This is a genomic window from Halorubellus sp. JP-L1 (genome assembly GCF_011440375.1).
Classification (GTDB): Archaea; Halobacteriota; Halobacteria; order Halobacteriales; family Natrialbaceae; genus Halorubellus.
Genome location: NZ_JAAOIR010000002.1, coordinates 665570 through 690229, shown reverse-complemented (window position 1 = coordinate 690229; position 24660 = coordinate 665570). Strand labels below are relative to the sequence as shown.

Annotated in this window: 26 protein-coding genes; 17 read left to right on the top strand and 9 right to left on the bottom strand. The window is 68.4% G+C overall.

The window, feature by feature from the left end; genetic code table 11:
• The first annotated feature begins 130 nt into the window (after positions 1-130).
• From G9C85_RS11955 to G9C85_RS11915, 9 genes are read left to right on the top strand one after another with little or no spacing between them, the layout of a single operon-like run.
• A complete protein-coding gene (locus G9C85_RS11955) occupies positions 131-1270 on the top strand; it encodes a monovalent cation/H+ antiporter subunit E (RefSeq protein WP_166040216.1) in 1140 nt (379 codons plus the stop codon).
• A complete protein-coding gene (locus G9C85_RS11950; RefSeq protein ID WP_166040213.1) occupies positions 1267-1542 on the top strand; it encodes a cation:proton antiporter in 276 nt (91 codons plus the stop codon). Before G9C85_RS11955 ends, G9C85_RS11950 begins: the two co-directional genes overlap by 4 nt.
• A complete protein-coding gene (mnhG, locus tag G9C85_RS11945) occupies positions 1542-1856 on the top strand; it encodes a monovalent cation/H(+) antiporter subunit G (RefSeq protein ID WP_166040211.1) in 315 nt (104 codons plus the stop codon). The genes G9C85_RS11950 and mnhG overlap by 1 nt, the downstream gene beginning before the upstream one ends.
• Positions 1853-2389: a DUF4040 domain-containing protein gene (locus G9C85_RS11940; RefSeq protein WP_166040209.1), complete on the top strand. Its 537-nt coding sequence runs from the start codon at positions 1853-1855 to the stop codon at positions 2387-2389. The genes mnhG and G9C85_RS11940 overlap by 4 nt, the downstream gene beginning before the upstream one ends.
• Positions 2386-2877 (top strand): MnhB domain-containing protein, encoded by a 492-nt coding sequence (locus G9C85_RS11935; RefSeq protein ID WP_166040207.1) that lies wholly within the window; start codon positions 2386-2388, stop codon positions 2875-2877. Before G9C85_RS11940 ends, G9C85_RS11935 begins: the two co-directional genes overlap by 4 nt.
• On the top strand, positions 2874-3230 hold the full coding sequence (locus G9C85_RS11930; protein WP_166040205.1) for a cation:proton antiporter subunit C: 357 nt from the start codon (positions 2874-2876) through the stop codon (positions 3228-3230). The genes G9C85_RS11935 and G9C85_RS11930 overlap by 4 nt, the downstream gene beginning before the upstream one ends.
• The gene (locus tag G9C85_RS11925; protein ID WP_166040203.1) at positions 3223-4752 is read left to right on the top strand and encodes a monovalent cation/H+ antiporter subunit D family protein; all 1530 of its coding nucleotides are present in this window, start codon (positions 3223-3225) and stop codon (positions 4750-4752) included. Before G9C85_RS11930 ends, G9C85_RS11925 begins: the two co-directional genes overlap by 8 nt.
• Complete coding sequence (locus tag G9C85_RS11920) at positions 4749-6506, top strand: cation:proton antiporter (RefSeq protein ID WP_166040202.1); 1758 nt, start codon at positions 4749-4751, stop codon at positions 6504-6506. The genes G9C85_RS11925 and G9C85_RS11920 overlap by 4 nt, the downstream gene beginning before the upstream one ends.
• Positions 6507-8267, top strand: a complete 1761-nt coding sequence (locus tag G9C85_RS11915) for a Na(+)/H(+) antiporter subunit D (protein ID WP_166040200.1) — start codon at positions 6507-6509, stop codon at positions 8265-8267. It begins immediately after the preceding gene.
• Positions 8268-8341: 74 nt separating this feature from the next.
• On the opposite strand, the gene coaBC is transcribed toward G9C85_RS11915, so the two are convergent.
• The 3 genes from coaBC to G9C85_RS11900 form a co-directional block, all read right to left on the bottom strand.
• Positions 8342-9541, bottom strand: a complete 1200-nt coding sequence (gene coaBC / locus G9C85_RS11910; protein WP_240148868.1) for a bifunctional phosphopantothenoylcysteine decarboxylase/phosphopantothenate--cysteine ligase CoaBC — start codon at positions 9539-9541, stop codon at positions 8342-8344.
• Positions 9542-9704: 163 nt separating this feature from the next.
• Complete coding sequence (locus G9C85_RS11905; protein ID WP_166040198.1) at positions 9705-10457, bottom strand: FAD-dependent oxidoreductase; 753 nt, start codon at positions 10455-10457, stop codon at positions 9705-9707.
• 48 nt (positions 10458-10505) lie between these two features.
• Positions 10506-11879 carry an NEW3 domain-containing protein gene (locus tag G9C85_RS11900; RefSeq protein ID WP_166040196.1) on the bottom strand — a complete coding sequence of 458 codons (1374 nt, stop codon included), beginning with the start codon at positions 11877-11879 and terminating at the stop codon, positions 10506-10508.
• Between the two features lie 165 nt (positions 11880-12044).
• Here G9C85_RS11900 and G9C85_RS11895 point away from each other — a divergent pair, with 165 nt between their 5' ends.
• The 3 genes from G9C85_RS11895 to G9C85_RS11885 all read left to right on the top strand — a co-directional run bounded on the left by G9C85_RS11895 (position 12045) and on the right by G9C85_RS11885 (position 15636).
• Complete coding sequence (locus G9C85_RS11895) at positions 12045-12566, top strand: SRPBCC family protein (protein WP_166040194.1); 522 nt, start codon at positions 12045-12047, stop codon at positions 12564-12566.
• Positions 12567-12668: 102 nt separating this feature from the next.
• Positions 12669-14006: a Trk system potassium transporter TrkA gene (trkA, locus tag G9C85_RS11890; protein ID WP_166040192.1), complete on the top strand. Its 1338-nt coding sequence runs from the start codon at positions 12669-12671 to the stop codon at positions 14004-14006.
• 10 nt (positions 14007-14016) lie between these two features.
• A complete protein-coding gene (locus G9C85_RS11885) occupies positions 14017-15636 on the top strand; it encodes a TrkH family potassium uptake protein (protein ID WP_166040190.1) in 1620 nt (539 codons plus the stop codon).
• 134 nt (positions 15637-15770) lie between these two features.
• On the opposite strand, the gene G9C85_RS11880 is transcribed toward G9C85_RS11885, so the two are convergent.
• The 3 genes from G9C85_RS11880 to G9C85_RS11870 all read right to left on the bottom strand — a co-directional run bounded on the left by G9C85_RS11880 (position 15771) and on the right by G9C85_RS11870 (position 18556).
• The gene (locus tag G9C85_RS11880; protein ID WP_166040188.1) at positions 15771-16355 is read right to left on the bottom strand and encodes a plastocyanin/azurin family copper-binding protein; all 585 of its coding nucleotides are present in this window, start codon (positions 16353-16355) and stop codon (positions 15771-15773) included.
• A gap of 96 nt (positions 16356-16451) precedes the next feature.
• Entirely contained in the window at positions 16452-17507 is a 1056-nt protein-coding gene (locus G9C85_RS11875; RefSeq protein ID WP_166040186.1) for a M42 family metallopeptidase, read from the bottom strand.
• A gap of 107 nt (positions 17508-17614) precedes the next feature.
• Positions 17615-18556 (bottom strand): DMT family transporter, encoded by a 942-nt coding sequence (locus G9C85_RS11870; protein ID WP_166040964.1) that lies wholly within the window; start codon positions 18554-18556, stop codon positions 17615-17617.
• A 191-nt stretch (positions 18557-18747) separates the two neighbouring features.
• Here G9C85_RS11870 and G9C85_RS11865 point away from each other — a divergent pair, with 191 nt between their 5' ends.
• Both G9C85_RS11865 and G9C85_RS18925 read left to right on the top strand, forming a co-directional pair.
• Entirely contained in the window at positions 18748-19233 is a 486-nt protein-coding gene (locus G9C85_RS11865) for an Lrp/AsnC family transcriptional regulator (protein WP_166040184.1), read from the top strand.
• 33 nt (positions 19234-19266) lie between these two features.
• Positions 19267-19599, top strand: coding sequence for an MTH865 family protein (locus G9C85_RS18925; protein WP_193570702.1), 333 nt, complete (start codon positions 19267-19269; stop codon positions 19597-19599).
• Positions 19600-19612: 13 nt separating this feature from the next.
• Here the strand turns inward: G9C85_RS18925 and pdhA are convergent, their stop codons facing one another.
• On the bottom strand, positions 19613-20674 hold the full coding sequence (gene pdhA, locus G9C85_RS11855; RefSeq protein ID WP_240148866.1) for a pyruvate dehydrogenase (acetyl-transferring) E1 component subunit alpha: 1062 nt from the start codon (positions 20672-20674) through the stop codon (positions 19613-19615).
• A gap of 219 nt (positions 20675-20893) precedes the next feature.
• Here pdhA and G9C85_RS11850 point away from each other — a divergent pair, with 219 nt between their 5' ends.
• The 3 genes from G9C85_RS11850 to G9C85_RS11840 all read left to right on the top strand — a co-directional run bounded on the left by G9C85_RS11850 (position 20894) and on the right by G9C85_RS11840 (position 23605).
• Positions 20894-22216 (top strand): M28 family peptidase, encoded by a 1323-nt coding sequence (locus tag G9C85_RS11850; RefSeq protein WP_166040182.1) that lies wholly within the window; start codon positions 20894-20896, stop codon positions 22214-22216.
• Between the two features lie 120 nt (positions 22217-22336).
• Positions 22337-23119, top strand: coding sequence for an NAD(+)/NADH kinase (locus G9C85_RS11845; protein WP_166040180.1), 783 nt, complete (start codon positions 22337-22339; stop codon positions 23117-23119).
• Positions 23120-23143: 24 nt separating this feature from the next.
• Positions 23144-23605, top strand: a complete 462-nt coding sequence (locus G9C85_RS11840) for a hypothetical protein (RefSeq protein ID WP_205254352.1) — start codon at positions 23144-23146, stop codon at positions 23603-23605.
• 489 nt (positions 23606-24094) lie between these two features.
• Here the strand turns inward: G9C85_RS11840 and G9C85_RS11835 are convergent, their stop codons facing one another.
• Both G9C85_RS11835 and G9C85_RS11830 read right to left on the bottom strand, forming a co-directional pair.
• Positions 24095-24352 carry a hypothetical protein gene (locus tag G9C85_RS11835; protein WP_166040178.1) on the bottom strand — a complete coding sequence of 86 codons (258 nt, stop codon included), beginning with the start codon at positions 24350-24352 and terminating at the stop codon, positions 24095-24097.
• Positions 24345-24659, bottom strand: a complete 315-nt coding sequence (locus tag G9C85_RS11830) for a hypothetical protein (protein WP_166040176.1) — start codon at positions 24657-24659, stop codon at positions 24345-24347. The genes G9C85_RS11835 and G9C85_RS11830 overlap by 8 nt, the downstream gene beginning before the upstream one ends.
• Between the last annotated feature and the right edge of the window lies 1 nt (position 24660).

Here is a 24660-nt window from a genome sequence, read left to right as displayed (position 1 = left end):
GACGGAACCGGAAGAGACAGTGGAAGACGGGAAAGAAATCCTTTAAAGAGTGCAGCCAAAGCACTAGGCGAGTAGCCATGTCCTCTCCTCTGGTTCGAACCGTGGATTCCTCGCCATCGAGGTGGTCCCGGTGAGCAGTGCGCGGATACTCGTTCCGGTCTCGGAATCGACGACGCTCCGGAACACGGTCGCGCACGCGATAGACCTGTGTCTCGAGGACAGTAAGGACCGTGGGGATAGCGGTCGTCCCGAGAAAACTGATGGCCCTGAGGAGACCGACGTCCGGGAGGATACCGACGGTCGTAAGGATAGCGGCGTCAGCAAGAACGGCGATGACCGCCCGACGGTTCACTTCGTCTATCCCGTCTCCGAGCGACTCACGTACGACGTCGAGACGACCGAAACGAGGGAGGCTCGTGACCTCCTCGACCGAGTGACGGTCTGGGCCGAGGAGGACCTCGGCGACGACGCAGCGTCGGTCGCCGTCGAGACCGCACTCGTCGGGACCCGCGAGTACCTGTTCAGTCCCGGCGACTACGCGGGCGTGCTCGCCGAGTACGCGACCGCGCACGACCTCTCGCTGGCCGTATTCGACCCCGGGTTCAACCCGCTCGGGACGACGCCGCTCCTCCCACCCCTGGAAGCGGAAGTCGAACGCGCAGGGCTCGAAGTGCAGAAAGCACCGGTACAGCGCGAGCGACGAAGCCCGCTCCTGGTGCGCTCCGGGACGATCGCGCAGTTCCTCGCGCTGTTCGGCGTCTCCTTCCTGTTCTACCTCTTGCTCGCCGGGTCCGTCGCGACGTTCGAACTCGCAACGGGCGCGATCAGCGCGGGCATCGTCGCGGTCTCCCTCTGGGGGATCTCGCTCACGACACCCGTGAAGGTCGGTCGGATGGGCCGGCAGCTCGCCCGATTCGCGGTGTACGTGCCGTACCTCCTCTGGGAGATCGTCGTGGCGAACGTCCAGATCGCGTACGTCGTCCTGCATCCGTCGCTCCCGATCGACCCGGAGGTCGTCGAGTTCGACGCCGCCGTGTGGTCGGCGCTGCCGGTGACGACGCTCGCGAACAGCATCACGCTCACCCCGGGGACGCTGACGGTGGACGTCTCGCGACGCCACTTCACTGTCCACACGCTCACGGGGAATGCGCGCGACGCCCTGTTCGAGGGGAAGCTAGAGCGCGCGGTCCGGTTCGTGTTCTACGGGCGAGCGGCCTCGCGGATCCCGTCGCCCGCGGAGCGCGCCGAACGCAGCGAGGGGGACGAATGACGCTCGTCGAAAGCATCCTGTTGGCGACGGCCGCGGCGTTCGTCGTGGCGTCGCTGGTCGGCGTGTACCGGATCGTTCGCGGCCCGACGATGCCCGACCGCGTCATCGCGATCAACGTCATCGGGTCGAACGTGGTCATCGTCATCGCGTTGCTCGCGGCCGCGATCGGCGAACCGGGAGCGCTCGACATCGCGCTCGTGTACGCACTCCTCAACTTCCTGTTGAGTATCGCCATCTCGAAGTTCTCCGTCGAACGCGGAGGGGTCCTCTGATGACGCCACTGGAAGCGGTCGTGCTCGTGCTCGCAGTCGGCGGAATCTTCTTCGCGGTCGTCGCCGCCGTGAGTCTCGTCCGCCTCCCGGACCTCTACACGCGCGCACACGGCGCGTCGAAGAGCGAGACGCTCGGCGCGATGTTGACGCTCGCAGCGGTCGCACTCACGCTCGACGCTGGGGTGTCGACGGTCAAGGTCGCATTGTTACTCGTATTCATGTTCATCACCAATCCGACCGCCGCGCACGCCATCGCTCGTGCAGCAGCCGAACAGGGCATCGAACCGTGGACGACGGAGGACGAAGAGCGATGACGGCCGCCATCGAGTTCGCGCTGCTGGCGTTCGTCCTGGCGACCGCCGTCGCGACGGCGCTCCTCCGGGACGTCCTCAGCTCGATCATCGCGTTCAGCGCGTACAGCCTCGGCATCGCGGTCATCTGGGTGTTCCTCCGCGCGCCGGACGTGGGACTGACGGAGGCCGCGGTCGGCGCGGGAATCATGACCGTCCTCTTCCTGCTGACGATAGCGAAGACCGTTCGGCCGCCCGGCGAGCGAACGCTCGAACGCGTCGACGTCAAAGCGCTCGCGGTCGCGGTCGGTCTCGTCGCCGTGCTCTCGACGACGCTGTTCGCGCTCCCGCCCGTCGGCGTGAGCGACTCCGCCGTCGCGACCGACGACGTCACGCAGTACTACCTCGAGAACGCGTACGAGGAGACCGAGGTGAAGAACGCGGTGACGGCGGTCCTCGCGGCGTACCGCGGCTTCGACACGCTCGGCGAGGCGGTCGTGGTGTACGCGGCCGGGATCAGTCTGCTCCTCGTCCTCGGGAGGGAGGTAAGCGGATGATCGGCGAATCGAACGACGCGGCGGCAGACGACGAGCGCACGCTGTACGTCGAGAGCCCGATCATCATGGCGACGGTTCGCGTCATCACGCCGTTCGTGTTCACGCTCGGACTGTTCGTGATGTTCCACGGCGCGGACTCCTCGGGCGGCGGATTTCAGGGTGGCGTCATCGTCGGCACCGTCGTCGTCATGCTCGGCATCGCGTTCGGTATCGAGATGACGCGCGAGTGGATCGGCCCGCAGTTGGCGGTCGGATTCGTCGGGTTCGGCGTTCTCGCGTTCCTCCTCGTCGGCGTCGGATCCGTTCTGCTCGGCGGAGGCTTCCTCGAGTACGCCGTCTACGCCGACTACGGCGTCCCGCACGCGTCGAAGTACGGCATCGAGCTCGTCGAACTCGCGATCGGTCTCATCGTCGCGGGCATCGTGACGGGCCTGTTCTTCATCATCGCTGCAGGGATGAACGGCGAGGACGGAGGTGACCTCGAATGATGGAACTGCTCTCGACGCGACTGTACTACGTCGTCGCCTTCCTGCTCCTCGGCGTCGGCACGTACATGCTCGTCGGGAACACCAACCTCGTGAAGAAGGTGATCGGGATGAACGTGTTCCAGACGGGGATCTTCCTGTTCTTCGTCGTGACCGCGTTCGTCGACGGCGCAAGTCCGCCGCTGTTGACGGCGCCAGCGCCGTACGTGAGTCCGCTCCCGCACGTCCTCATCCTCACCGCGATCGTCGTCGGCGTCAGCCTGACGGCGGTCGCGCTCGGGCTCGTGGTCCGCATCTACCACGAGTACGGGACGCTGGACGAGGAGTCCATCGAACGGGTGATCGACCGTGACTGACCTGCCGGCGTTACTCGTCGCCGCCCCCATCCTGGCGTCCGTCACGGTGCTCCTCGTCGGGCTCCTGCGGCGTCGGACCGGGTGGCCGCTCGCGGTGCTCGCGAGCGTCGTCCAGCTCGCTGGTGCGGTCGCACTCGCCGCGCTCGCGTTCGGCGACGAACCCGTTCGGTACGTCGTCGGCGGGTTCACGGCGCCGTTCGGCATCGAACTCGTCGTCGACGGCGCCTCCGCGACGATGGTCGTGTTGATCGCGTTCGTCGCGCTCGGCATCCTCGGGTACGCGCGCCGAGCGGGGCCGCGGTCGAACACGTTCTACGCGACGTACCTCCTCCTCGTCGCCGGCCTGACGGGGATGAGCCTCACGGGCGACGTGTTCAACATGTACGTGTTCCTCGAGATCACGGGGCTGGCGGCGTACGCGCTCGTCGCGACCGGCGAAGGCGGCGAGTCCGCGCTCGCCGCCCTGAAGTACCTGCTCGTCGGGACCGTCGGCGCGTCGCTGTTCCTCCTCGGCATCGGGTACGCGTTCGTCGCCACAGGCACGCTCAACATGGCAGACCTCGCGATGCAACTCGAAGCCGTCGGGTACGGGAGTCCGCTCGTCCAGGCGGCGTTCGGGTTGCTCGTCGTTGGGCTGTTCGTGAAGGTCGCGGTGTTCCCAGTGCACACGTGGCAGCCGGACGCGTACGCGAACGCGGCCGATTCGGTGAGTGCGCTCATCTCCGCGCTCGTCTCGACCGTCGCCGCGTACGCGCTCGTCCGCATCGTGTTCACCGTCTTCACGGTCGACTTCCTGGTCGCGAACGCGTTCGCCCGGACGGTGCTCGTCGCGGCCGCGGCCGTCAGCATCGTCGTCGGGAGCGTCCTCGCGGTCACGCAACGCGACCTCAAGCGCATGCTCGCGTACTCCTCGATTTCGCAGTTCGGGCTCGTCGTCGGTGCGGTCGCGATCGGGAACGGGACCGCGCTGACGGGCGCGATGATCCACCTCGTTGGCCACGGCGTGATGAAGGGCGGCCTCTTCCTGACGTGCGGGCTCATCGCGACCGCGACCGGCGCTCGCACCGTCGACGAGTACGAGGGGCTCGTCGAACGCCTCCCCGTCGGCGCGGGTGCGTTCGCCGTTCTCGCGCTGGCGATGGTGGGCGTCCCGCCCGCGGTCGGGTTCGTCGGGAAGTGGTACATCGCGCTCGGCGCGGTCGAGGCGGCCGCGTGGCCGCTCGCCGTCGTCATCCTCGCGAGCACGCTCCTGACGCTCGCGTACTTCGCGCGCGTCCTCGAACGGATGTTCTTCCGCGAGCCAACTACGCTCGCGACCGACGTCGAGACGTCCGAACGGGCGGCGACGGGCGAGGTCGCAGCCGACGGAACCGGCCCCGGTCGGGAGCCCGATCCGGCGGCGGTGTCCGCCGGTATGCGGGCGACCGTCGTCGCCGCGGCCGTCCTCGCGGTCGTCCTCGGCCTGGCGGCCTTCGAGTACGGACAGCTCCTCGAACCAACGATCGAACGACTCCTGGCATGACAGAGATTACATCCCTCCGGCCGGTCGCTGCGGTGCTCGTATCGGCGATAGCCATCGCTCCGATCCTCCTGTCGCGCGGCCGACCGAACCTCCGGGAGTGCTGGACGGTGCTCGCGGCCGTGACGAAGCTCGGGCTCGTGGCGAGCATGGTCCCGGGCGTCCTCGCCGGAGACGTGTACGTGACCGAGTTCGGCCAGCTCGTCCCCGGCGTCGAGTTCGCGCTCCGCGCGGACGCGCTCGGCGTCCTCTTCGGACTGCTCGCGAGCCTCCTCTGGCTCGTGACGAGCTTCTACAGCATCGGGTACATGCGCGGGCTCGACGAGCACAGTCAGACGCGGTACTTCGCGGCGTTCGCGGGCAGTCTCTCCGCGGCAATCGGCGTCGCGTTCGCGTCGAACCTCCTGGTGCTGTTCGTGTTCTACGAGTTACTCACGGTCGCGACGTACCCGCTCGTCGCTCACGACGAGACCCCGGAGGCGCGCGCGGCGGGCCGGAAGTACCTCGCGTACACGTTCGGCGGCGGCGTCGCCGTCCTCGCCGGGTCCCTCCTCGTGTTCTGGCTGACTGGCACGACGGCGTTCACGGCCGGCGGCATCGCCGAACTCGCGACCGCGCAACCGCTGTTCGCTCGCGCCGCGTTCGCGCTCCTCATCGCCGGATTCGGCGTGAAAGCCGCGCTCATGCCGATGCACTCGTGGCTCCCGGACGCGATGGTCGCGCCGACCCCCGTCTCCGGGCTCCTGCACGCGGTCGCGGTCGTGAAGTCCGGCGTGTTCGGTATCGCGCGCGTCGTCCTCGACGTGTACGGGCCGGTCGCCGTCGGCGACCTCGGGATGGGCCTGCCCCTCGCGGGCATCGCGGCGTTCACGCTCGTCATCTCGAGCGTCATCGCACTCCGGCAGGACAACCTCAAGCGCCGCCTCGCGTTCTCGACGGTGAGCCAGCTCTCCTACATCGTGCTCGGGATCGCCGTCCTCCACCCGCTCTCGATCACGGGCGGGCTCTTGCACATCCCCGCGCACGCGTTCATGAAGCTCACGCTGTTCTTCTGTGCGGGCGCACTCCACGTCGAGACGCACACCGACGACATCAGCAACATGGCCGGTATCGGCGAGCGGATGCCACTGACGATGACCGCGTTCGGGGTGGCGGCGCTCGGGATGGCGGGCATCCCGCTCGTCGCCGGGTTCGTCAGCAAGTACTTCATCCTCCTCGGGACCGTGTCGACCGGCGACATCGTGTTCACGGCCGCACTGTTGCTATCCGGCGTCCTCAACGTCGCGTACTTCTGGCCGGTCGTGTACACGGCGTTCTTCGAGTCGCCCGGCACGGGGGACCCGAAGCCCGTCGTCGAGCACGTCCTCGGCGGCCGCTACGGCCGCCCGGAGACGGCGGCGGACGGCGGCCGCGACGCCGACGAGACTCCGGCCGACGAGACCCTGGCCGACGATGTCGACGTCGACGATCGACCGACGATCGAGCGCGACGACCACGGGTTCGCCGACGACCACGAGGGACAGGGACCGCGCGACCGCCTGGAAGCGGCCGCGCACATCGACCCGGACCACGGGCACGACCCGAGTCTCGCGTGGGAGGATCGACGGTGGAACGGCGAGGAGTCCACGTGGTTCATGCTCGGCCCGATACTGTTCGCCGCCGCCGGCTCGGTCGTCCTCGGGATCGTCCCCGACACCGCGGTCTTCCTCGAGATCGTCCGCTTCGTCGTCGAAGCCGTGACGGGGGTGAGCGTGTAGATGGTCGAACCCCTCGTTCCGCCGTTCCTCCCCGTGGCGCTCGCCGCGATACTGCTCCCGTTCGTCGGTCGACGCGTCGGGCACGCGCTCGGCGTCGTCGCCACCGCCGTCGTCGTTCCCTACGTCTGGCTGGTCGACGCCGGCCAGCACGGCGACGTGTTGCTGTTCGGGTTCGACGTCGTCCTGTTCAACGTCGACCCGTTCTCGACCCTGATGGGCGTCATCTTCGGGTTCATCGGCGCGATCGCGGTGCTGTACTCGTACTACACCGAGGCGTCGGCGCTCCAAACGGCGTTCGCGCTCTCGTACGTCGCGACCAGCCTCGGCGCCGTCTTCGGCGGCGACTGGCTGACGCTCGTGTTCTTCTGGGAGCTGATGGCCGTCACCAGCACGCTCCTCGTCTGGCACTACCGCGGTCGGGCCGTGCGCGCCGGCTACCGGTACGCGCTCCTGCACGGGGTCGGCGGGACGCTCCTGCTCGGCGCCGTCGTCTGGCAGTACGTCGAGGTCGGGTCGTTCCTGTTCACCGCGTCCCCCAGTGGAATGGCTGGCGCGGTCGCACCCGTCCTCGCCGCGCTCGGCATCGGCGTCAACGTCGGGTTCGTCGGCCTCCACGCGTGGCTCCCCGATACGTACCCGCGTCCGCACGTCGCCGCGAGCGTCTTCCTCTGCGTGTACACCACGAAGACCGGCGTCTACGGGATGTACCGCGCGTTCCCCGAGGGCGAACTCGCGATCGCGTACATGGGCGGTATCATGGCCGTCTTCGGCGCCACGTACGCCCTCTTCCAGAACGACATGCGCCGCCTGCTATCGTACCACATCCAGTCGCAGGTCGGCTACATGGTCGCCGGCGTCGGCATCGGGTCGACGCTCGCGCAAGCCGGCGCGATGGCGCACGTCTTCAACCACATCCTCTACAAGGCACTGCTCTTCATGACCGCCGGCGTCATCATCTACCGGACGAAGCAATCCGACCTGAAGAAGCTCGGCGGACTCGCCCGCGAGATGCCGATCACGGCCGCGACGTTCTCCGTCGCCGCACTCTCGATCGCCGGCTTCCCGCTGTTCAACGGGTTCGTCAGCAAGGGAATCGTCGTCTCGGCCAGTCACTACGACTTCCCGAAGGGCCCGCTCGCGGTCGGCGGCTTCACCACGCTCGAGATCCTCCTGCTCGCCGGCGGCGTCGGGACGTTCCTCTCGTTCATCAAGTTCGGCTACTACGCGTTCCTCAACGGCGAGTACGACGGAACCGTCCCCGACGCCAACCGGGGACAGACCGTCGCGATGGTATCCGTCGCCGCGCTCTGCGTCGGCTTCGGCGTCTTCGACACCGCGCTGTTCGCGTTGCTTCCCTTCGACGTCACCTCCGAGGCAGTCGTCTCGCACGCCTACGTCACCTACACCGTGGACCACGTCGTGGAAGGCCTCGCGCTCGCCACCATCGGCCTGCTCGGGTTCGTCGTCATCAAGAAGCCACTCGAGGGACTCGGGAGGGTCCCCGACGTCGACGACCTCTACAACCCGCTCGCGCTGTCCGGCACGCGCTACCTCGTCGTCGGCGTCACCGAACTGTACGCCGCAGTCGACCGCGGCGCGGTCGCAGTGGCCGACGGCACGGCCGCGGCGGTCGACCGACCCGACGAGTTCCTCGGCGCCGTCGCGAGTCGCGAATCGGTCGACCTGCGGACGGGCATCGGGGTCAGCGTCGTCCTCGTCGTCGCCGTCCTGGTCGTCGTCCTCGCGACGCTACTGCTCTGAGGCGACCCCCGTCTGCGTTCCGCGAACCGACCGCAGAATCCGCTTCCTCGAACCACCAATACGCCCGATCGATCCTAGCCGAGGACTTCGGCGAGCGCGGCGACGACCTCCCGGCCGAGTGCGGCCTTCGACCCCTCGAACTCGGCGTACCCCTCCTCGTGGACGAGGAACGCGTGCGTCGCCGACTCGCCCATCACGCTCGCGTCGTTCGCCACCACGAACGCCATCCCGACGCGCTCCGCGATCGCTCGCGCCTGCTCGACCATCGCCGCGTCGTCACCGCTCGTCTCCGCTTTGAACCCCACGATCGGGAGATCCGGGTGGGCGTCCCGGACCGCGTCGACGAGCTTCGCCGTCGGCTCCAGGGAGAGCGCGAGGTCCGCTTGCCCGCTCCGGAGCTTCTCGTCCGCGCTCTCGACCGTGTAGTCCGAGATCGCTGCCACCGACACGAGCGCGTCCGCGCCCCCGGCGACCGACAGCACCGCCTCGGTCATCTCCGCCGCCGTCTCCACGTCCAGCACGTCCGCGTACGGCACCTCGCCGTCCGAGTGGACGAGCGTCACGTCCGCGCCCGCGACGTACGCCGCCTTCGCGACAGCACGCCCCGTCCGCCCCGACGACCGGTTCGTGAGCACGCGCACCGGATCCACCAGCTCGCGGGTCGCTCCCGACGTCACCACGACGTGCTCGCCCGCGAGCGGCCGGTCACCGACGGCGCGCGCCGTCGCCAGCACGATCGCCTCCTCGGACGCCACCTTCGCCTTCCCCTCCTCGACGCGCGGGTCGACGAACGAGACCCCCCACGACTCCAGACGCTCGATCGCGTCGAGGACGCCCGGGTGGTCGTACATCGGCTCGTGCATCGCGGGCGCCACCACGACCGGCACGCCCGCCCCGAGCGCGGTCGTCGCACACGTCGTCACCGTCGAGTCATCGATCGCACTCGCCATCTTCCCGACCGTGTTCGCCGTCGACGGCGCAACCAGGAGGACGTCCGCCCACTCGTCGCGCCCACAGAGCGCGACGTGCTCGACGCCGCCCGTGAGCTCCGTCACGACGTCGTTCCCGGTCGCGAACTCCACCGCCCACGGGTGCAGGATGCCCGTCGCACTCTCCGTCAGTACCGCACGCACGCTCGCTCCCTCCCGCCGGAGTTCGTGCGCCAACTCCACCGTCTTCACCGCGGCGATCGAGCCAGTGACGCCGAGCGCGACGTTCACCCCAGCGAGCGACCCGTCGGCAGCTGCCATCCCGTCGTCCGTGCCCGCAGTCATACCCCGTGCTTGGAGGCCCCCACACAAGAGCGTACCCGATGTCGACCCTCTCGAATCGACCGACCTCGTCTCGCCGCCACGACGACCCCACCCGCCATCGGGATCGCCACGCCGAGTTCTACGCCGACCCGCGACCGAGAACGCGCCGTCGATTCCGAACCCGTCAGTCGGTATCGCGAACGCTCGGATGCATCACGGGATCGTCGTCGAGCGCGACCGTGTACGTCGCGTTCGCCTCGCGCGCAGCCGCGTCTCGCTCCAGACGTTCGGCGTCGTCGATCTCCTCGCAGCCCGGCGGGACCTCGCGCCCGCGACCCGTGAAGTAGCCCTCGGGGACGACCCAGTCGTGGTAGAACGCTTCGTCGCTGTCGTGGACGACGGTCACGCCGACGGTCGCACCGTGGCCCGCGCAGACGATCGCCTGATGGTACTGGTCGGCGAGCCGGCCCGCGGCGTAGATCCCGCCCACGCTCGTCCGCCCGTCGGCGTCCACCTCGACGAACGCCTTCGTCCCGCGCGTCTCCGCCGCCACCGCCGCCGGCAGGTAGCTCGCGTCGCTCCACGACGCCGCGATCACGCGCTCAACCGAGAACGACGACCCGTCGTCGACCGACACCGCGAACGCCGTCGACTCCGCGGTAGCATCGTCGTCCTCGCCGCTGTCGTCGACGACGTCGGTGACGCGACCGTCGACGAACGTCACGCCCGCGTGCTCGGCCTGCCGTCGCGTTCGCTCCAGCAACCGCCGTGCGTCCACACCCTGGGGGAACCCCGTGAAGTTCTCCAGGTGCGCGTTCCGTTGCAGGATCGAGTTCCCGTCGTCAACGACGACCGTCTCCAGACCTCCGCGAGCGACGAACGTGCTCGCGGTAAGGCCGGCGACGCCGCCGCCGACGACGCAGACGTCGTACTCCATGCTCGACGCTGAAACGTTCGACGAGAAGAGGGTATCGGTACGCGGCCGTCACTGGAACCGTCGTGCGAGGAGGACGCCGATCGACCCGACGGAGAACAGGCTGAACACGCCGTCGAAGTGCTGGCGCCGCGGGTCCTCGACGGGCGCCGAGAGCGAGTCCAGCGGCGCCAGCAGGTCGACGGTCTCGTCGTTCCCACCGACGCCGAGCACCTCGTTCACGTCCGGTTCGGACGCCGTCGAATCACCGCCGGACGCCCCCTCTGGGGTTCCGTCGGCTACGTCACTGTACGACCCACCCTCGATCGATTCGTCACCGCTCGACGCGTCACCGCTCGAGTCGCCCGCTTCATCAGCCGACGTTCCGTCGTCCGACCCAGACTGCGTCGACCCATCGTCCTTCGAGCCGTCCGTCTTCGACTCATCCTTCTCCGACCCATCCGTCTTCGACTCATCCTTCTCCGACCCATCCGTCTTCGACTCATCCTTCTCCGACCCATCCGTCTTCGACTCATCCTTCTCCGACCCATCCGTCTTCGACTCATCCTTCTCCGACCCGTCCGTCTTCGACTCATCCTTCTCCGACCCGTCCGTCTTCGACTCATCGTCGTTCGATGCGTCATCGCTCGACCCGTCGCCGGACCCGCTGGACAGCCCCCCGTCGTCGCCATCGTCCGCCGACCCGTCCGACGCGGAGCCATCAGTTTCGGACCCGTCCGTCTTCGAGTTCTCGTCCGTCGAATCATCGTTCGAGCCATCCTCGGAGACGTCGTCGGGAGCTTCGATGGTGGAGTCGTCTTCGCTATCGCTGCCGTCCTTCGATCCATCGTCGCTACCGTCCGTCGACTCATCGCCACCGTCGTCACTGCCGTCTCCGCCGTCGAGGCCGTCGTCGTCGCCACCGCCGTCTTCACCGTCGCCACCATCTCCACCGTCGCCACCGTCGCCGACGACGACGGTCGTCTCCGCGCTCGCGGTGTTGCGTTCGCGGTCACCGACCTGCGATCGGAGCGTGAAGTCGCCTCCGTCCCAGTCCGCGGGAACCAACATCGTCACCGACACCGTCCGCTGCTCGCCGCTCGAGAGTTCCGCGAACCGCCAGCCGACGCCGCGCTCGGCGAACTCCGCGCCGTCGTCCTCGTGACTCTCGACTGACCACGACGGCGGGAACCGCGGCTGGAGCGACGCGTTCGCCGCCGGGCTCCCGCCGGCGTTCCCGACGGTGAATGTGACGGTCACGGTCTCGCCAGGGTCGACGGACGACGTCGCCGTCTCCACCGACAACGCGAGGTCGACCGACGTCGCGTCCGTCGCCCCCGCCGCGGCGCCGGCCCCGCTGGCCGCACCGACCGCGCCGACCGCCGGACCGGCGACGGCGAGAACGGCGACGAACGCCACGAGCACGCCAGTGTATTTATTCCCCATAATAGCGTATTCTAATTATTCTCCACCGCCCCAAATATATCTTTCCGTCACGATCTATTTGGCCGAATTATTTCTGGGCGAGAGATATCGGACGGCGCCGTCGAGGTGACCGGTACCTGACGTGAACGACGAAACGTTTACCAGCGAACCGCCGCGAGTACCGGCGTGGAGCGAGTCGAGGTCACGACCGTCGTCTACGCGGACCGACAGCGAGTGTACGAGTTCCTCCTCGACTTCCCCGGGTACGCCGCGTACTCCGAGCACCTCACGCACGTCGACCAGCGCGGCGACGGCGGCCCCGGCACGCGCTACGACCTCCGGTTCGCGTGGTGGAAGCTCACGTACACCGCCCGGTCGGAGGTGACCGCGGTCGACCCGCCGGCACGCATCGACTGGCGGATCACGAAGGACATCGACGCCACCGGTCACTGGTTCGTCGAGTCCGTCGACCCACCGGCGGGCGAGGACGACGCGACCGAGGTGCGGTTCCTCGTCGAGTACGACGCGGAGTCGGCGGCGGTCGGCAGCGTCGACCTGCCGCGATTCGTCTCGCTGTCCTGGGTCGTCGAGAAGGTGAAACCGAAGATCCGGAACGAAGCGTCCCGCATCGTCGAACGCGTCGTCGCCGACCTCGAGGGCAGCCGTCGCGACGTCTCGCTGGACGTCGACACCGACGCCCCCGACTGACCGTCGGGAGCAAATTCGCCGACGCCGCGAGTGGCGGACTGCATGACAACCCTCTTGTTCCGGCCGTTCGTCGGCACCGGCAATGACTGAGGTGAGTGCGTAGTGCGAGTCGTCGTCGTCGGTGCCGGCGAGGTCGGTTCGAACATCGCTGCGAGTCTCGCCGACGCGCACGACGTGGTGGTCGTCGACAACGACCCGGAGCGCGTCGAAGCGGTCACGTACCGCCTGGACGTGCTCGCGATCGAGGGCGACGGCACGTCGCTGGCGGTACTCGAGGAGGCGGGCGTCGAGAACGCAGACATGTTCATCGCGAGCACGGACAGCGACGAGACGAACATGGTCTCGTGTGCGACCGCGAAGACCGTCTCGGACGCGTTCACGGTCGCTCGCGTCCGCAAGACCGACTACCTGACGACGTGGCGAGGCGCGGAGGGAGCGTTCGGCGTCGACTTCATGGTGTGCACGGACCTGCTGGCCGCACAAACGATCGTCCGCATCGCGGGCTTGCCGGGCGCGCAGGACGTCGACTCGTTCTCGGACGGCCGCGTCAGGATGGCGGAGTTCGAGATTCCCGAGGGCAGTTCGCTCGCGAACCAGACGGTGGCGTCGGCGGATCGCTTCGACTCGCTGACGTTCGCCGCCATCTTCCGGAACGGCGACGTCGAGATCCCGCGCGGCGACACCCGAATCGAGACCGGGGACCGGGTCGTCGTCATCGGGAGCCCGGAGAGCTGTCGGCTGTTCGCCGCGGAGGTGACGCCCGAGACGGGACTCGAGGACTCCGACGACGTGTTCGTCGTCGGCGGGAGCGAGATCGGGTACCAGACCGCGAAGCTCCTGCAGTCGGAGGGGTTGACGCCGCGGATCATCGAGCGGGACCCCGAGCGAGCGCGCGAGCTCGCGGAGGACCTCGCGGAAAGCGTCGTCCTGGAGAACGACGCGACGGACATCGCGTTCCTCGAGCGCGAGCACGTGTCGGACGCTGACCTCGTCGTCGCGACGCTCCCGAACGACGAGGAGAACCTCCTCGTCTCCCTGCTCGCGAAGCGACTGGGTGCGAAGCGGACGGTCGCGGTCGTCGAGGACGGCGACTACACGGACGTGTTCGAGGCGGTGGGCGTCGACGTGGCGGTGAACCCGCGCGAGGTGACCGCGGAGGAGATCACGCGGTTCACGCGCGAGGAACACACCCAGAACGTCGCGATACTCGAGCACGACCGCGCGGAGGTCCTCGAGATCGAGGTCAGCGCGGAGAGCTTGCTCGCGAATCGCACCATCGCCGACGCGACGTCGGACCTGCCGCGTGGCGTCGTCGTCGGGGCGATCACGCGCGGCGACGCGTTCGTCACGCCGCGCGGGGATACGGTCGTCGAGCCCGGCGATCACGTCGTCGTGTTCATCGACACCGAGGTCCTGGCCGAAGTCGAATCGAAACTATGACCGCGGGCTCATGAAGGTCGATTGGCGTGCGAGCGCGTCGCTCGTCGGTCGCGTCACCAAGTACCTCTCGGTCGCGTTCGTCGTCCCGGTCGCGACGGGGCTCGTCTACGGCGGTCGCGGCATCGTGCCGTTCCTCGTCACCGGCGCTGTCGCGATCGGGTTGGGGAGTGCGCTCGAACGACTGGACGACGACCCGGACATCGGCGCGCGGGAGGGGTTCCTGATGGTGGCGGCGACGTGGTTCGTCGTGTCGCTCGTCGGCACGCTGCCGTACATGCTGGAGCATCTGACGATCCAGAACGGCTCGCTCGTGCACGCGACCGAGACGACCCTCCAGCGTCCGGAGAACGCGCTGTTCGAGTCGATGAGCGGGTTCACGACGACGGGCGCGACCGTCATCGGGAGCTTCTCGTTCGAGGACCACACGCGAGCGCTGATGATGTGGCGCCAGATGACGCAGTGGCTCGGCGGGATGGGGATCGTCGTGCTCGCGGTCGCGATCCTCCCGGAGCTCTCCGTCGGCGGTGCGCAGTTGATGGACGCGGAGGCGCCGGGGCCGGGCATCGAGAAGCTCACGCCCCGGATCGCGGAGACGGCGCGCGCGCTCTGGGTGGCGTACGCCGGCATCACCGTCCTCGAGATGGTGCTCCTGTACGGCCTGCACGTCGGCGGGCTGGCGCCGAACATGACGGCGTACAACGCCATCGCGCACGGGTTCACGACGATGTCGACCGGCGGGTTCTCGCCGGAAGCGAGGAGCATCGAGGCATTCTCGGCGGTCGTCCAGTGGCTAATCATCCCGTTCATGGTCGCCGCGGGCGTGAACTTCGCGCTGTTCTGGCACGTCACGCGCGGGAACCCACGGAAGCTGATCGAGGACGCCGAATTCAGGGCGTACGCGGGCGTCATCGGCGCGCTCGCGGCGATCGCGGCGAGCATCCTCTACCTCGACCCGGGACTCGCCGGGGCGACGACCGACGCCGCCGCCCAGCACTACGACGGCGTCGCCGCGGGCCCGATCACGCACACGTTCCCGATATTCGGGGACGTCGAGGGCGCGCTCCGTCAGGGGACGTTCCAGGCGGTCTCCATCGTCACCACGACGGGGTACGCGAGCATGGACTTCAACGCGTGGAGCGGCGCCGCGAAGTATCTGCTCGTGTTCGCGATGTTCGTCGGCGGGTCCGCGGGGTCGACGGGTGGTGGCATCAAGATCGTACGTTGGGTCGTCATCGTGAAGTCCCTCCGCCGCGAGCTGTTCACGACCGTCCACCCCGACGCCGTGCGGCCCGTTCGCCTCGCCGGGAAGGCTCTCGACGAGCGCGCCATCCGTGGCATCTACGCGTTCACGCTCCTGTACTTCGTCATCTTCTTCGTCGCGACGATCGCGCTCGTCGTCGACGCCACGCTCGCCGGTCGCCCCGAGTCGCTCTCGGTGCTCGAGGCGATGACCGCCATCGCCGCGACGCTCGGGAACATCGGACCCGGCCTGGAACTCGTCGGACCGATGGGGAGTTACATCGACTTCTCGGCCGAAGCGAAGGTGTTCATGGTCGTCCTGATGTGGATCGGTCGCCTCGAGATCTTCCCCGTGCTCGTCCTCCTGACGCGAGGCTACTGGTCGTCGTAGTCGCAGGCGGTAGCGGTCGTCTCACGGCCGGTTCGGAGATTTGGCGTCTCGAGATCGCTCCGAGAGAACGCGAGTGCGATGATCCGTGGAGGAGACGGCCGCACGCCGCGTTCGAAGGTGGCGACCGGGCGTCGTCACTCGGGCGTCTCGAAGTCGCCGCCGTACCGCATGAAGAAGTACGCGAGCGAGAGTACGGAGAGCATCGCGGCGGTCGTCGCCACGGCGAGCGTCTTCGCGCTTTCGGGGAGCACGGGCCCCGTCGACCCGCCGGTGTCGAGGCTCTCGACGACCTCGATCGACGCCTCCATGCCGGCGCCGACGTGGGGCTGACAGTAGTAATCGTAGGTACCGGTCGTCTCGAAGGTATGCGAGTACTCGTGGCCGGTGTCGTACGTCACCGATGCTTCGCCCTCGGTGCCCTCCCAGTTCGCGTCGTCGGGCTGGTTCTCGACGACGATGTTGTGGTTGTCGGACTCCCACACGAAGTTCACGGTCGTCCCGACCGCGATCTCGAGATCGGCGGGCTCGTAGACGAGGTCGCCGCCGGGACCGACGACGACCTCCTCGGTCGCACCGCCGCCACCGCCACCGCCGCCCTCGCCGGTCGTTTCCTCCTCCTGTGCGCCGGCGACGCCCGCGGTGCCGGCCGCGGCCGCGCCCGTGACGGCCGTCATGAACTGCCGGCGCGAGACAGGTGCGTCCGTAGCGTCTTCGTCCATACCCGGTCGTTAGGAGAGCCCCGTACTGAAATCTTCGATTCGCACACGTCGTCGACGGCCGTCGAAGGTCGCGCGTCGACGACGATTCGCGGACGCCTACAGCGTGTAGTCGTGGTCGCCGGTCTCCGACGCGAGGAACCCCTCGGCGAGGTCGATGGCGGCGGCGACGTCGTCGCCGTGCACGCTCTCGGTCGGCGTGTGGAGGTACCGCGTCGGGAACGAGATGGCGCCGACGGGCGTCGCGCCCGCGGACCGCTGGAGGCTCCCCGTGTCGGTGCCGCCCGCGGGCAGGACCTCGTGCTGGACGGGAATCGACTCGTCGTCCGCGACCGCGCGCAGGCGGTCGACGACCTTCCGGTTCGGGAGGACGCTCGAGTCCTTGAACTTGATCCCGGCGCCGTCGCCGAGGCGCGTGACGTACTTGTCGTCGTCCGTCTCGGGGACGTCGTTCGCGACGGTCGTGTCGAGCGCGAGCGCGAGGTCCGGTGCCAGGTCCACGCCGATGGCCTCCGCACCGCGGAGTCCGACCTCTTCCTGCACCGTGGCGGCGAGATGCACGGTCACGGGCGGGTCCTCGAGTCGGTCGGCGAGCTCGCAGAGCGCGAACACGCTCACGCGGTTGTCGACGGACTTGCCGTTGACGCAGTCGCCGACGACCGCGGTCGTCTGCGTGGTGGTGACGCGGTCGCCGACGTGCACGCGCTCGCGGACCTCGTCGGCGGGCAGGCCGAGGTCGACGTCGACGTCGTGGACCTCGCGGTCGTCGTCGTCGGACCCGCCCGAGTGCGGGGGGATGGAGCCGATGACGCCCGTGAGGGCCTCGTCGTCGGTGTGGACGACGACGCGCTGCGCGCGCAGGACCTCGGGGTCCCAGCCGCCGAGCGCGTCGATCTGCACGAACCCGTCCTCGTCGACGTTGCGCACCATGAACCCGATCTCGTCCATGTGCGCGGCGACGACGACCTCGTACTCGGGCGTCTCCGAGCCCTCGATGGTGCCGACGAGGTTCCCCATCGCGTCGCTCCGCACGGCGTCGACGGTGCCGTCGAACTCGCGTCGAACGACGTCGCGGACCGCGTCCTCGTAGCCTGGTACGCCGTGGGTCTCCGTCAGTTCGACGAGCAGCGACTCGTCGAAGGCAAAGTCCGTCATGGCAGCCACTCGAACGGCCGCATACAAAAGCCGTTAGAACCACGACGACGTCGCCGGAAGTCGGCGATGGGAGAGCGTCGGCGTCGGTACCGGGTGAGTGCGTCGATTCAGGCGTGCGTACGGACGCGCTGTCGAGCGGCGGCGAGGACGTCCGTGAGCGCGTGGCGTTTGAGGACGGCGAACCCGAGGAAGATGACTGCGAACCCGAGCGCGGTCGTGGTGTCGACGACGTTCCCGAAGATCGCCCAGCCGACGAGTGCGGCGACGACGGGTTCGAGGTACGCGACGAGCGTGATCTCGGTCGCGCCGACGCGTTCGAGGAGTTCGAAGTAGACGAGGAACGCGACTGCGCCGGAGGCGAGCGCGAGGTACGCGAGCGCGACGACGGCGTCGGTCGTCCACGTCGCGTCCGCGAGGGATTCGCCGCGGGCGAGGCTCGCGACGTGCAGGCCGACGGCACCGCCGACCATCCCCCACGCTTGCGTGGTGGGTTTCGGGAGGCCGGCGTCGAAGGGACGTGCGAGGACGCTCCCGAGTGCGAAGCACGCGGTGCCGGCAAGGACGAGGCCGACGCCGACGACGCTCCCGTCGAGCACGCCAGGTGCGGGATTGACGACGACGCCGACGCCGAGGATGCCGAGCGCTACCCCGACGAGCCCGGTCGTGGTCAGGGGTTCCTCGAGGTCGAGTGCGCTCCCGAACCCGGCGGTGAGGACTGGCGAGAGCGAGACGACGACGGCCGCGAGCGCGCCGGAGACGTACGTCTCGCCGACGTAGAGGAGTGCGGGGTACGCTCCGAAGACGAAGACGGCGGGGACGAGGACGGACGCGAGTTCCGTTCGCGTGCGCGGCCGCCAGCGGTCGGTTGCGGCGACGGCGTACGCGAGCACGACGACGCCGGCGACGTCGTAGCGGAGTGCGGCGAACGCGAGCGCCGGGACGTGATGGAGGCCGACCTCGATCGCGACGAACGACGTCCCCCACAGGATGGCGAGCGATACGAACATGAGGCTCGTGTCTGGAAGAGCTCTCCAGTACTTCTGCGAAATCATCGGTTTCAATCCAACGCCAGCCGACGGCAGTATTAAAGGCTATTGCAATCAGAGTCTCAAAATCGACATTGTGAATTGCTACTGAGAAGAACGTTGGACGAATCTACAATCTTCTTCCGGATTCTGGATTCCATTCGAACTCGCTGCCGTCGGGAAGCCTGAAGACCCCCGCGGCCGAGCGTCGAGGCATGGACGACCGCGACGTGCGCCTCCTGAAGGCCATCGCCGACCTCGGCACCGGCAGCCCCGAGCGCCTCCACGAGGAGACCGGCATCCCCGTCTCCACGATCCACTACCGCCTCAACAACCTCCGCGAGGCCGGCGTCATAGAGAACGACTGCTACGACCTCGACCTCGACGCCCTCGGCCTCGGCGTCACCGTCATCCTCGAAGTCCTCACCGACTACTCCGGCAGCCACGAGCACGTCGCCGAGGACGTCGAAGCCATCGAGGGCGTCACCCAACTGTTCTCCACGATGGGCGAGACCGACTACGTCGCCATCGCGCGCCTCACAGACGGCGACGACGTCGGTCGCCTCATCCGCGACTTCGAGTCCGTCGACGCCGTCGAACGCACCAACTCCACGTACGTTATCGACGAGATCCACGAGGACTCGCGCGGCCTCTCGAGTTACAGCATGGACACGCTGCTCGCGACGCTCACCGACGACTGACGAACCCCACCTCACCACCGCCCGCCATCGAACGTGACCGAAGACGCACCGACCGTGACGGACGACGCATCGACCGAAACCGAAGACGCACCGACAGTGACGGACGACGCACCCACCGACGAAGCCGCCATCCGCGAGCGCTTACAGGACGTCCTCGCGGACGTCGCGTTCCCCGTCGCGGACCCACTCGAGGTCGCCGCCGGTGTCGACGCCCCCCACGCGGAGCGCGTCGTCGTCGACGACCGACGGTTCACCGCGATGGAACTCGCCGTCCGCCTCGAACCACACCACGAGTTCCCCTACGAGACGGCGTCCGCGCTCGTCGACGACGTCCTGGCGGGACTGCGCGAAGAAGAACTCCTCTGAGTCGACCCGCCGGCTACCGCTCGACCTGCGGGTCGGCGACGAGGTCGCGGCGCTGCTCGCGGAGGTGCGCGGGCATCTCCGCGAACACGTTCTCGAACATCTCGCCAGCGTCGTAACCCGTGTGCTCCTCGGCCGCCGTCACCGCCTCCTTGACCGTCTCCGTCGCCCACTCCTGGGTCGCCGCCTCGTCCGTCTCCGACCACTCGAACTCCTCGCCGAGGTACGTGCGAGCGCGATCCAGGGGGTCCTCGAGCCGCCAGTCCTCCGCGTCCGCCTCGTCCCGGTACTTCGAGGGGTCGTCCGTCGTCGTGTGCGCGCCCTTCCGGTACGTCACCGCCTCGATGAGCGTCGGCCCACCGCCGTTCCGCGCCTTCTCCAGGGCCTCAGTGACGACGTCGTACACCGCGAACACGTCGTTTCCGTCGACGCGCACGCCATCGAACCCGTACGCCTGGGCCTTCTGGGCGATGGTCGCGCTCGCCGTCTGGCGCTCGCGCGGCACCGAGATCGCGTAGCCGTTGTTCTGACAGAAGAACACCGTCGGCGTCTCGAACACGCCCGCGAAGTTCAGTGCCTCGTGGAAGTCCCCTTCCGAGGTCGCGCCGTCGCCGAACGACACGAGCGACGCGACGTCGTCGCCCTTGTACTTCGCCGCCATCCCGACGCCGACGGCGTGCGGTAACTGGGTGGCGATGGGGATCGTCGGGGGGAACGTCGTCAGGTCCGCGGGGTCCTCGCGGTCGATGTAGTTCCCGTCGCCCGAGAGGTGCAGGAGCACCTCGCGGAGGTCGAGGCCCCGCTGGAGGTACATCGCGTGGTCGCGGTACGTCGGGAACAGGTAGTCCCGGTCGGGCATTGCCGCCGCGGCGCCGACCTGGGCCGCCTCCTGGCCAGCCATCGGCGCGTACGTCCCTATCCGGCCCTGTCGGTGGAGGCTCACGGCTTTCTCGTCGAATGTCCGGGCGAGTACCATCGTCTCGTAGAGCGAGCGTGCTCGCTCGGCGGAGACGGAGTGGTCGTCGATCTGGGAGCCGCCCGGAGACATGACGCGAACGATGTTATCGGCCTTCGACATAGAGGACACCTGAGGGTCTATCGGACAGACGCCCGCATCAGTAATAAAGAATCGCCCCACTCTCCGTCCGCCGTCGAATCGAAACCACTCACTTAAACTGACCGTAGATTCGACGGAGTAACTCCGCCCTACGACACGGGGACGGTGACGAATCGTCGAATCGAGCGACGGGTTCGCAAACCCGAAATCCTAACACCGCGCGTCGATTCCTGAGAGCCAATGACAGACTGGATCGGTGCGACGTTCACCAGCGACGCGGGCTGGAATCACCTGGAGACGCTCGTCGACGTCGGCGACCGCATGGCCGGCAGCGACGGAGAGCGGACGGCAGCGGCGGCGACGCGGGACGCACTCGCCGACGCCGGCGCGCGCGACGCACACCTCGCCGAGTTCCCCATCCAGGGCTGGAAGCGCGGCGACAGCCACGTCGACGCGAGCGGCGAACGCTACGACGAACAACACCAGGCCCTCGCGCTCCCGCGCTCGCCAGCCGGAACCGTCTCGGGCGAACTCGTCGACCTCGGCCACGGCCTCCCGCGGGACTTCGAGACGGCAGACCTCGAGGGGAAGGTCGTGCTCGCGCGCTCGGACGTCCCCGAGTGGTACGACCGCTACCTCCACCGGCGCGAGAAATACTATCACGCCGTCGAAGCCGGTGCCGCAGCGTTCCTCTACCAGAACCACGTCGAGGGCTGCCTCCCGCCGACGGGAAGCGTCGGCACCGAAGCCGACCCCGTCGGCGAAATCCCCGCCGTCGGCGTCTCCGCCGAAGCCGGCGCGCGCATCGCTCGCCGCGCCGACGGCGACCTCGTCGAGGTATCCGTCGACGCAACCCTCGACGACGCCACCAGCCAGAACGTCCACGCCACGCTCGGCCCCGACACCGACGACGAAGTCCTCCTGACGAGCCACGTCGACGCGCACGACATCGCCGAAGGCGCGATGGACAACGGCGCCGGGACCGCCGGCGTCGTCGAGGTGACGAAGGCACTCGCCGCACGCGAGAGCGAACTCGACACGCGCGTCCACGTCGTCTGCTTCGGCGCCGAAGAGGTCGGCCTCGTCGGCTCGACCCACCTCGCGAACGAGACCGACCTCGCAGACGTCGCCGCGGTCTGCAACCTCGACGGGATCTGTCAGGGCCGCACGCTCGGGTTCTACGCGCACGGGTTCGACGAACTCGAAGCCGTCGTCGAGGACGTCGCAGACCGCCTCGACCAGCCCGCGTACGTCACGCCCGAACTCGGCCCGCACAGCGACCACTGGCCGTTCACCCAGTGGGGCGTCCCCGGCACGCACGCCTACGGGAAGACCACCGGCGACGGCCGCGGCTGGGGGCACACGCACGCCGACACCCTCGACAAACTCGAGCAGCGCGACCTCCGCGAACAGGCCATCGTACTCACCGAACTCGTCGTCGCCCTCGCCGACGCCGACACCACCATCCCCCACCGCGACCCCGGAGAAATCGCCGACCAACTCCGGGACGAAGACCTCGCCGAAGGCATGCAAGTCACCGGCGACTGGCCGTACGACGACTGACGCACCGAGGACCGACCACGCGACGCACCGACTCGGCCCCGGGCGACCGCGGCCGGCACCCCCCGACGGCACGCCATCGAGACAGGCAGGGTTTTTACTCGCCCCACCGCAACGCCGGGTATGGACGACTCCAAGAGGGCGTCCACGGTCGTCGGCATCGTCGACGTCGCCGACGCCACCGCGCCCGACGTCAGCGCGCTCGCCGCCGCCGTCGACGACGCCACCGCGCTCGTCGACGACGCCCGCGCGCTCGCCACCGCCGACGTCGACGCCGTCGTCGCCCGCGGCGAACGCTCGCTCTACGAGTGCGTTCGCGCCCGCGTCGACGCGCCCGTCCTCCCCATCGACACCGACCACGGCACGCACGGCGTCCCCCACCGGGACGCCGCCGCCGCCATCGCCGCCCTCGTCGCCGACACCTACGAGACCACGACCCGGACGACGCTCGCCGTCGCCACCGAGACCATCGAGCCGGTTCGCGCACTCGCCGACGTCACCCTCGTCACGAGCGAACCCGCACGCATCAGCGAGTACACGCTCACCGCGACCGACCGCATCGTCGGCCGGTTCCGCGCCGACGGCGTCGTCCTCGCCACCCCCGTCGGATCACAGGGATACGCGCGCGCCGCCGGCAGCCACGTCCTCGCCCCACACACGGGCGTCCTCGCAGCCGTCCCGATCGCGCCGTTCGCCACGAACGCCGACGACTGGATCGTCCCCGACGACGACGTCTCCCTCACCGTCGAACGCGACGAAGGCGACGTCTCCCTCCGCATCGACGACCGCCACGTCACCACCGTCGGGCGCGAAGCGACCGTCGACGTCACCACGGACGACCCGCTCACGCTCGCGATCACCCCCCAGAGCACCGGGCCGTGGCCGCACGCATTGGAAAAACACTAATGGCTCGTCCACACAGGTCCACCTATGGACCCAGCGACGATGTTCGGACCCCTCGACGCCATCCTCACCACCGAGGTCCTCGGCGTCGTCCTCTTCAAGTACCTGCTGGTCGTGCTCGTGCTCGCGAACATGGCGACCCGCATCCTCGCCTACAAGCGTAACGTCAACGAAGCCGACGACGAGGACGCAACGACCGCGTCCAGGCACCCACTGCACGCCGCGACCACGATTGCACTCATCCTCACGACGTTCTACTACGCCACGTACGCCCCCCACGGCGGCGTCGTCCTCACCATGCTCGTCCTCGGACTGTTCCTCACGGACTTCTTCGAGTTCGAGACCCGCGCCGTCGACATCCGCAAGGACGACCACGTCCGCCGACCGAAGGGCGCACTCGTCGCGTCCCTCCTCGTCCTCGCGTACGCCACCTTCCAGCTCGTGAACGAGTTCGCGCTCTTCGTCGACACCCTCTCCCAGATCCTCTGACCGGCCGTTCACAGCACGTTTTCACGCCGCCATCGACGCCACTAGCAACCCCGTTCGGCCTCCCGAACGAGACTCCGTCCTCCCGAACGAGACTCCGTCCTCCCGAACGAGACTCCGTCCTCCCGAACGAGACTCCGTCCTCCCGAACGAGACTCCGTCCTCCCGAACGAGACACCGGCCGACCAGTCGACGATAGCGACCCCGCACGTCACCGCAAGCTGCACGACCACTCTCAGAGAAACACGGCCACGTCACCACCCAGCTTCCCCCGCCCCGACCACGGACACGCCAGGGCGTTCGACGCCGGCCAACCCCGACGTCCCACGCCGCGTTCGACACACCCGACGCCCCACACACCGCCTCACGCAACCACCTCCGACGCGAAACCACCTCCCCTCCACAGCCATCGTTCAACTGGAGACACAATCGCCGTCTCGCGCGCGGACACCAGCGGCTCCACGGCGTCGAGAACGGGAGAGAACGAGACCGCTAGCTCGCGAAGTGCTCGCGCGTCTGCTCGGCCGCCGGAATCACGATCCAGAACGTCAAGACGCCGATGATGATGAACCAGCGCAGCCCGCTCTCCAGGACGAGCGCCATCTCGCCCCACATCCCGGGGTCACCCGGTGGCGCGCCCGTGAGCTGTGCACCCTCGAACGACGGCGTCTTGTACCAGCCGGCGAGCACCATCCAGACCAGGCCGACGCCGGTGAGGATGGCCGTGCCTTTGGCGAATTCGTCAGCCATTACCTGAACCTTCGTCGGATTCGTCTTTAGACTTTCCCATTCCCCGAGTGCGAAAGCGCGTCGAGAACGCGTACACGAACGCACCCAGGACGATACTCCCGAGGCCAGCGAGCGCCAGCACGACGTTCACGTCCGACGCCGCCGCCTGCGCTCGGTTCGTCGCCGCGTCAAGCGCCACGAACCCGAGGATGACCGCGACCATCGCGATCAACGTCGCGAACACCGTCACCGTCTTGTACACCCGCATCGGCACCTCGACCTCGCGAGACCCACGAGAACCACCGTCTACCGAGTCATCGTCCGTCATC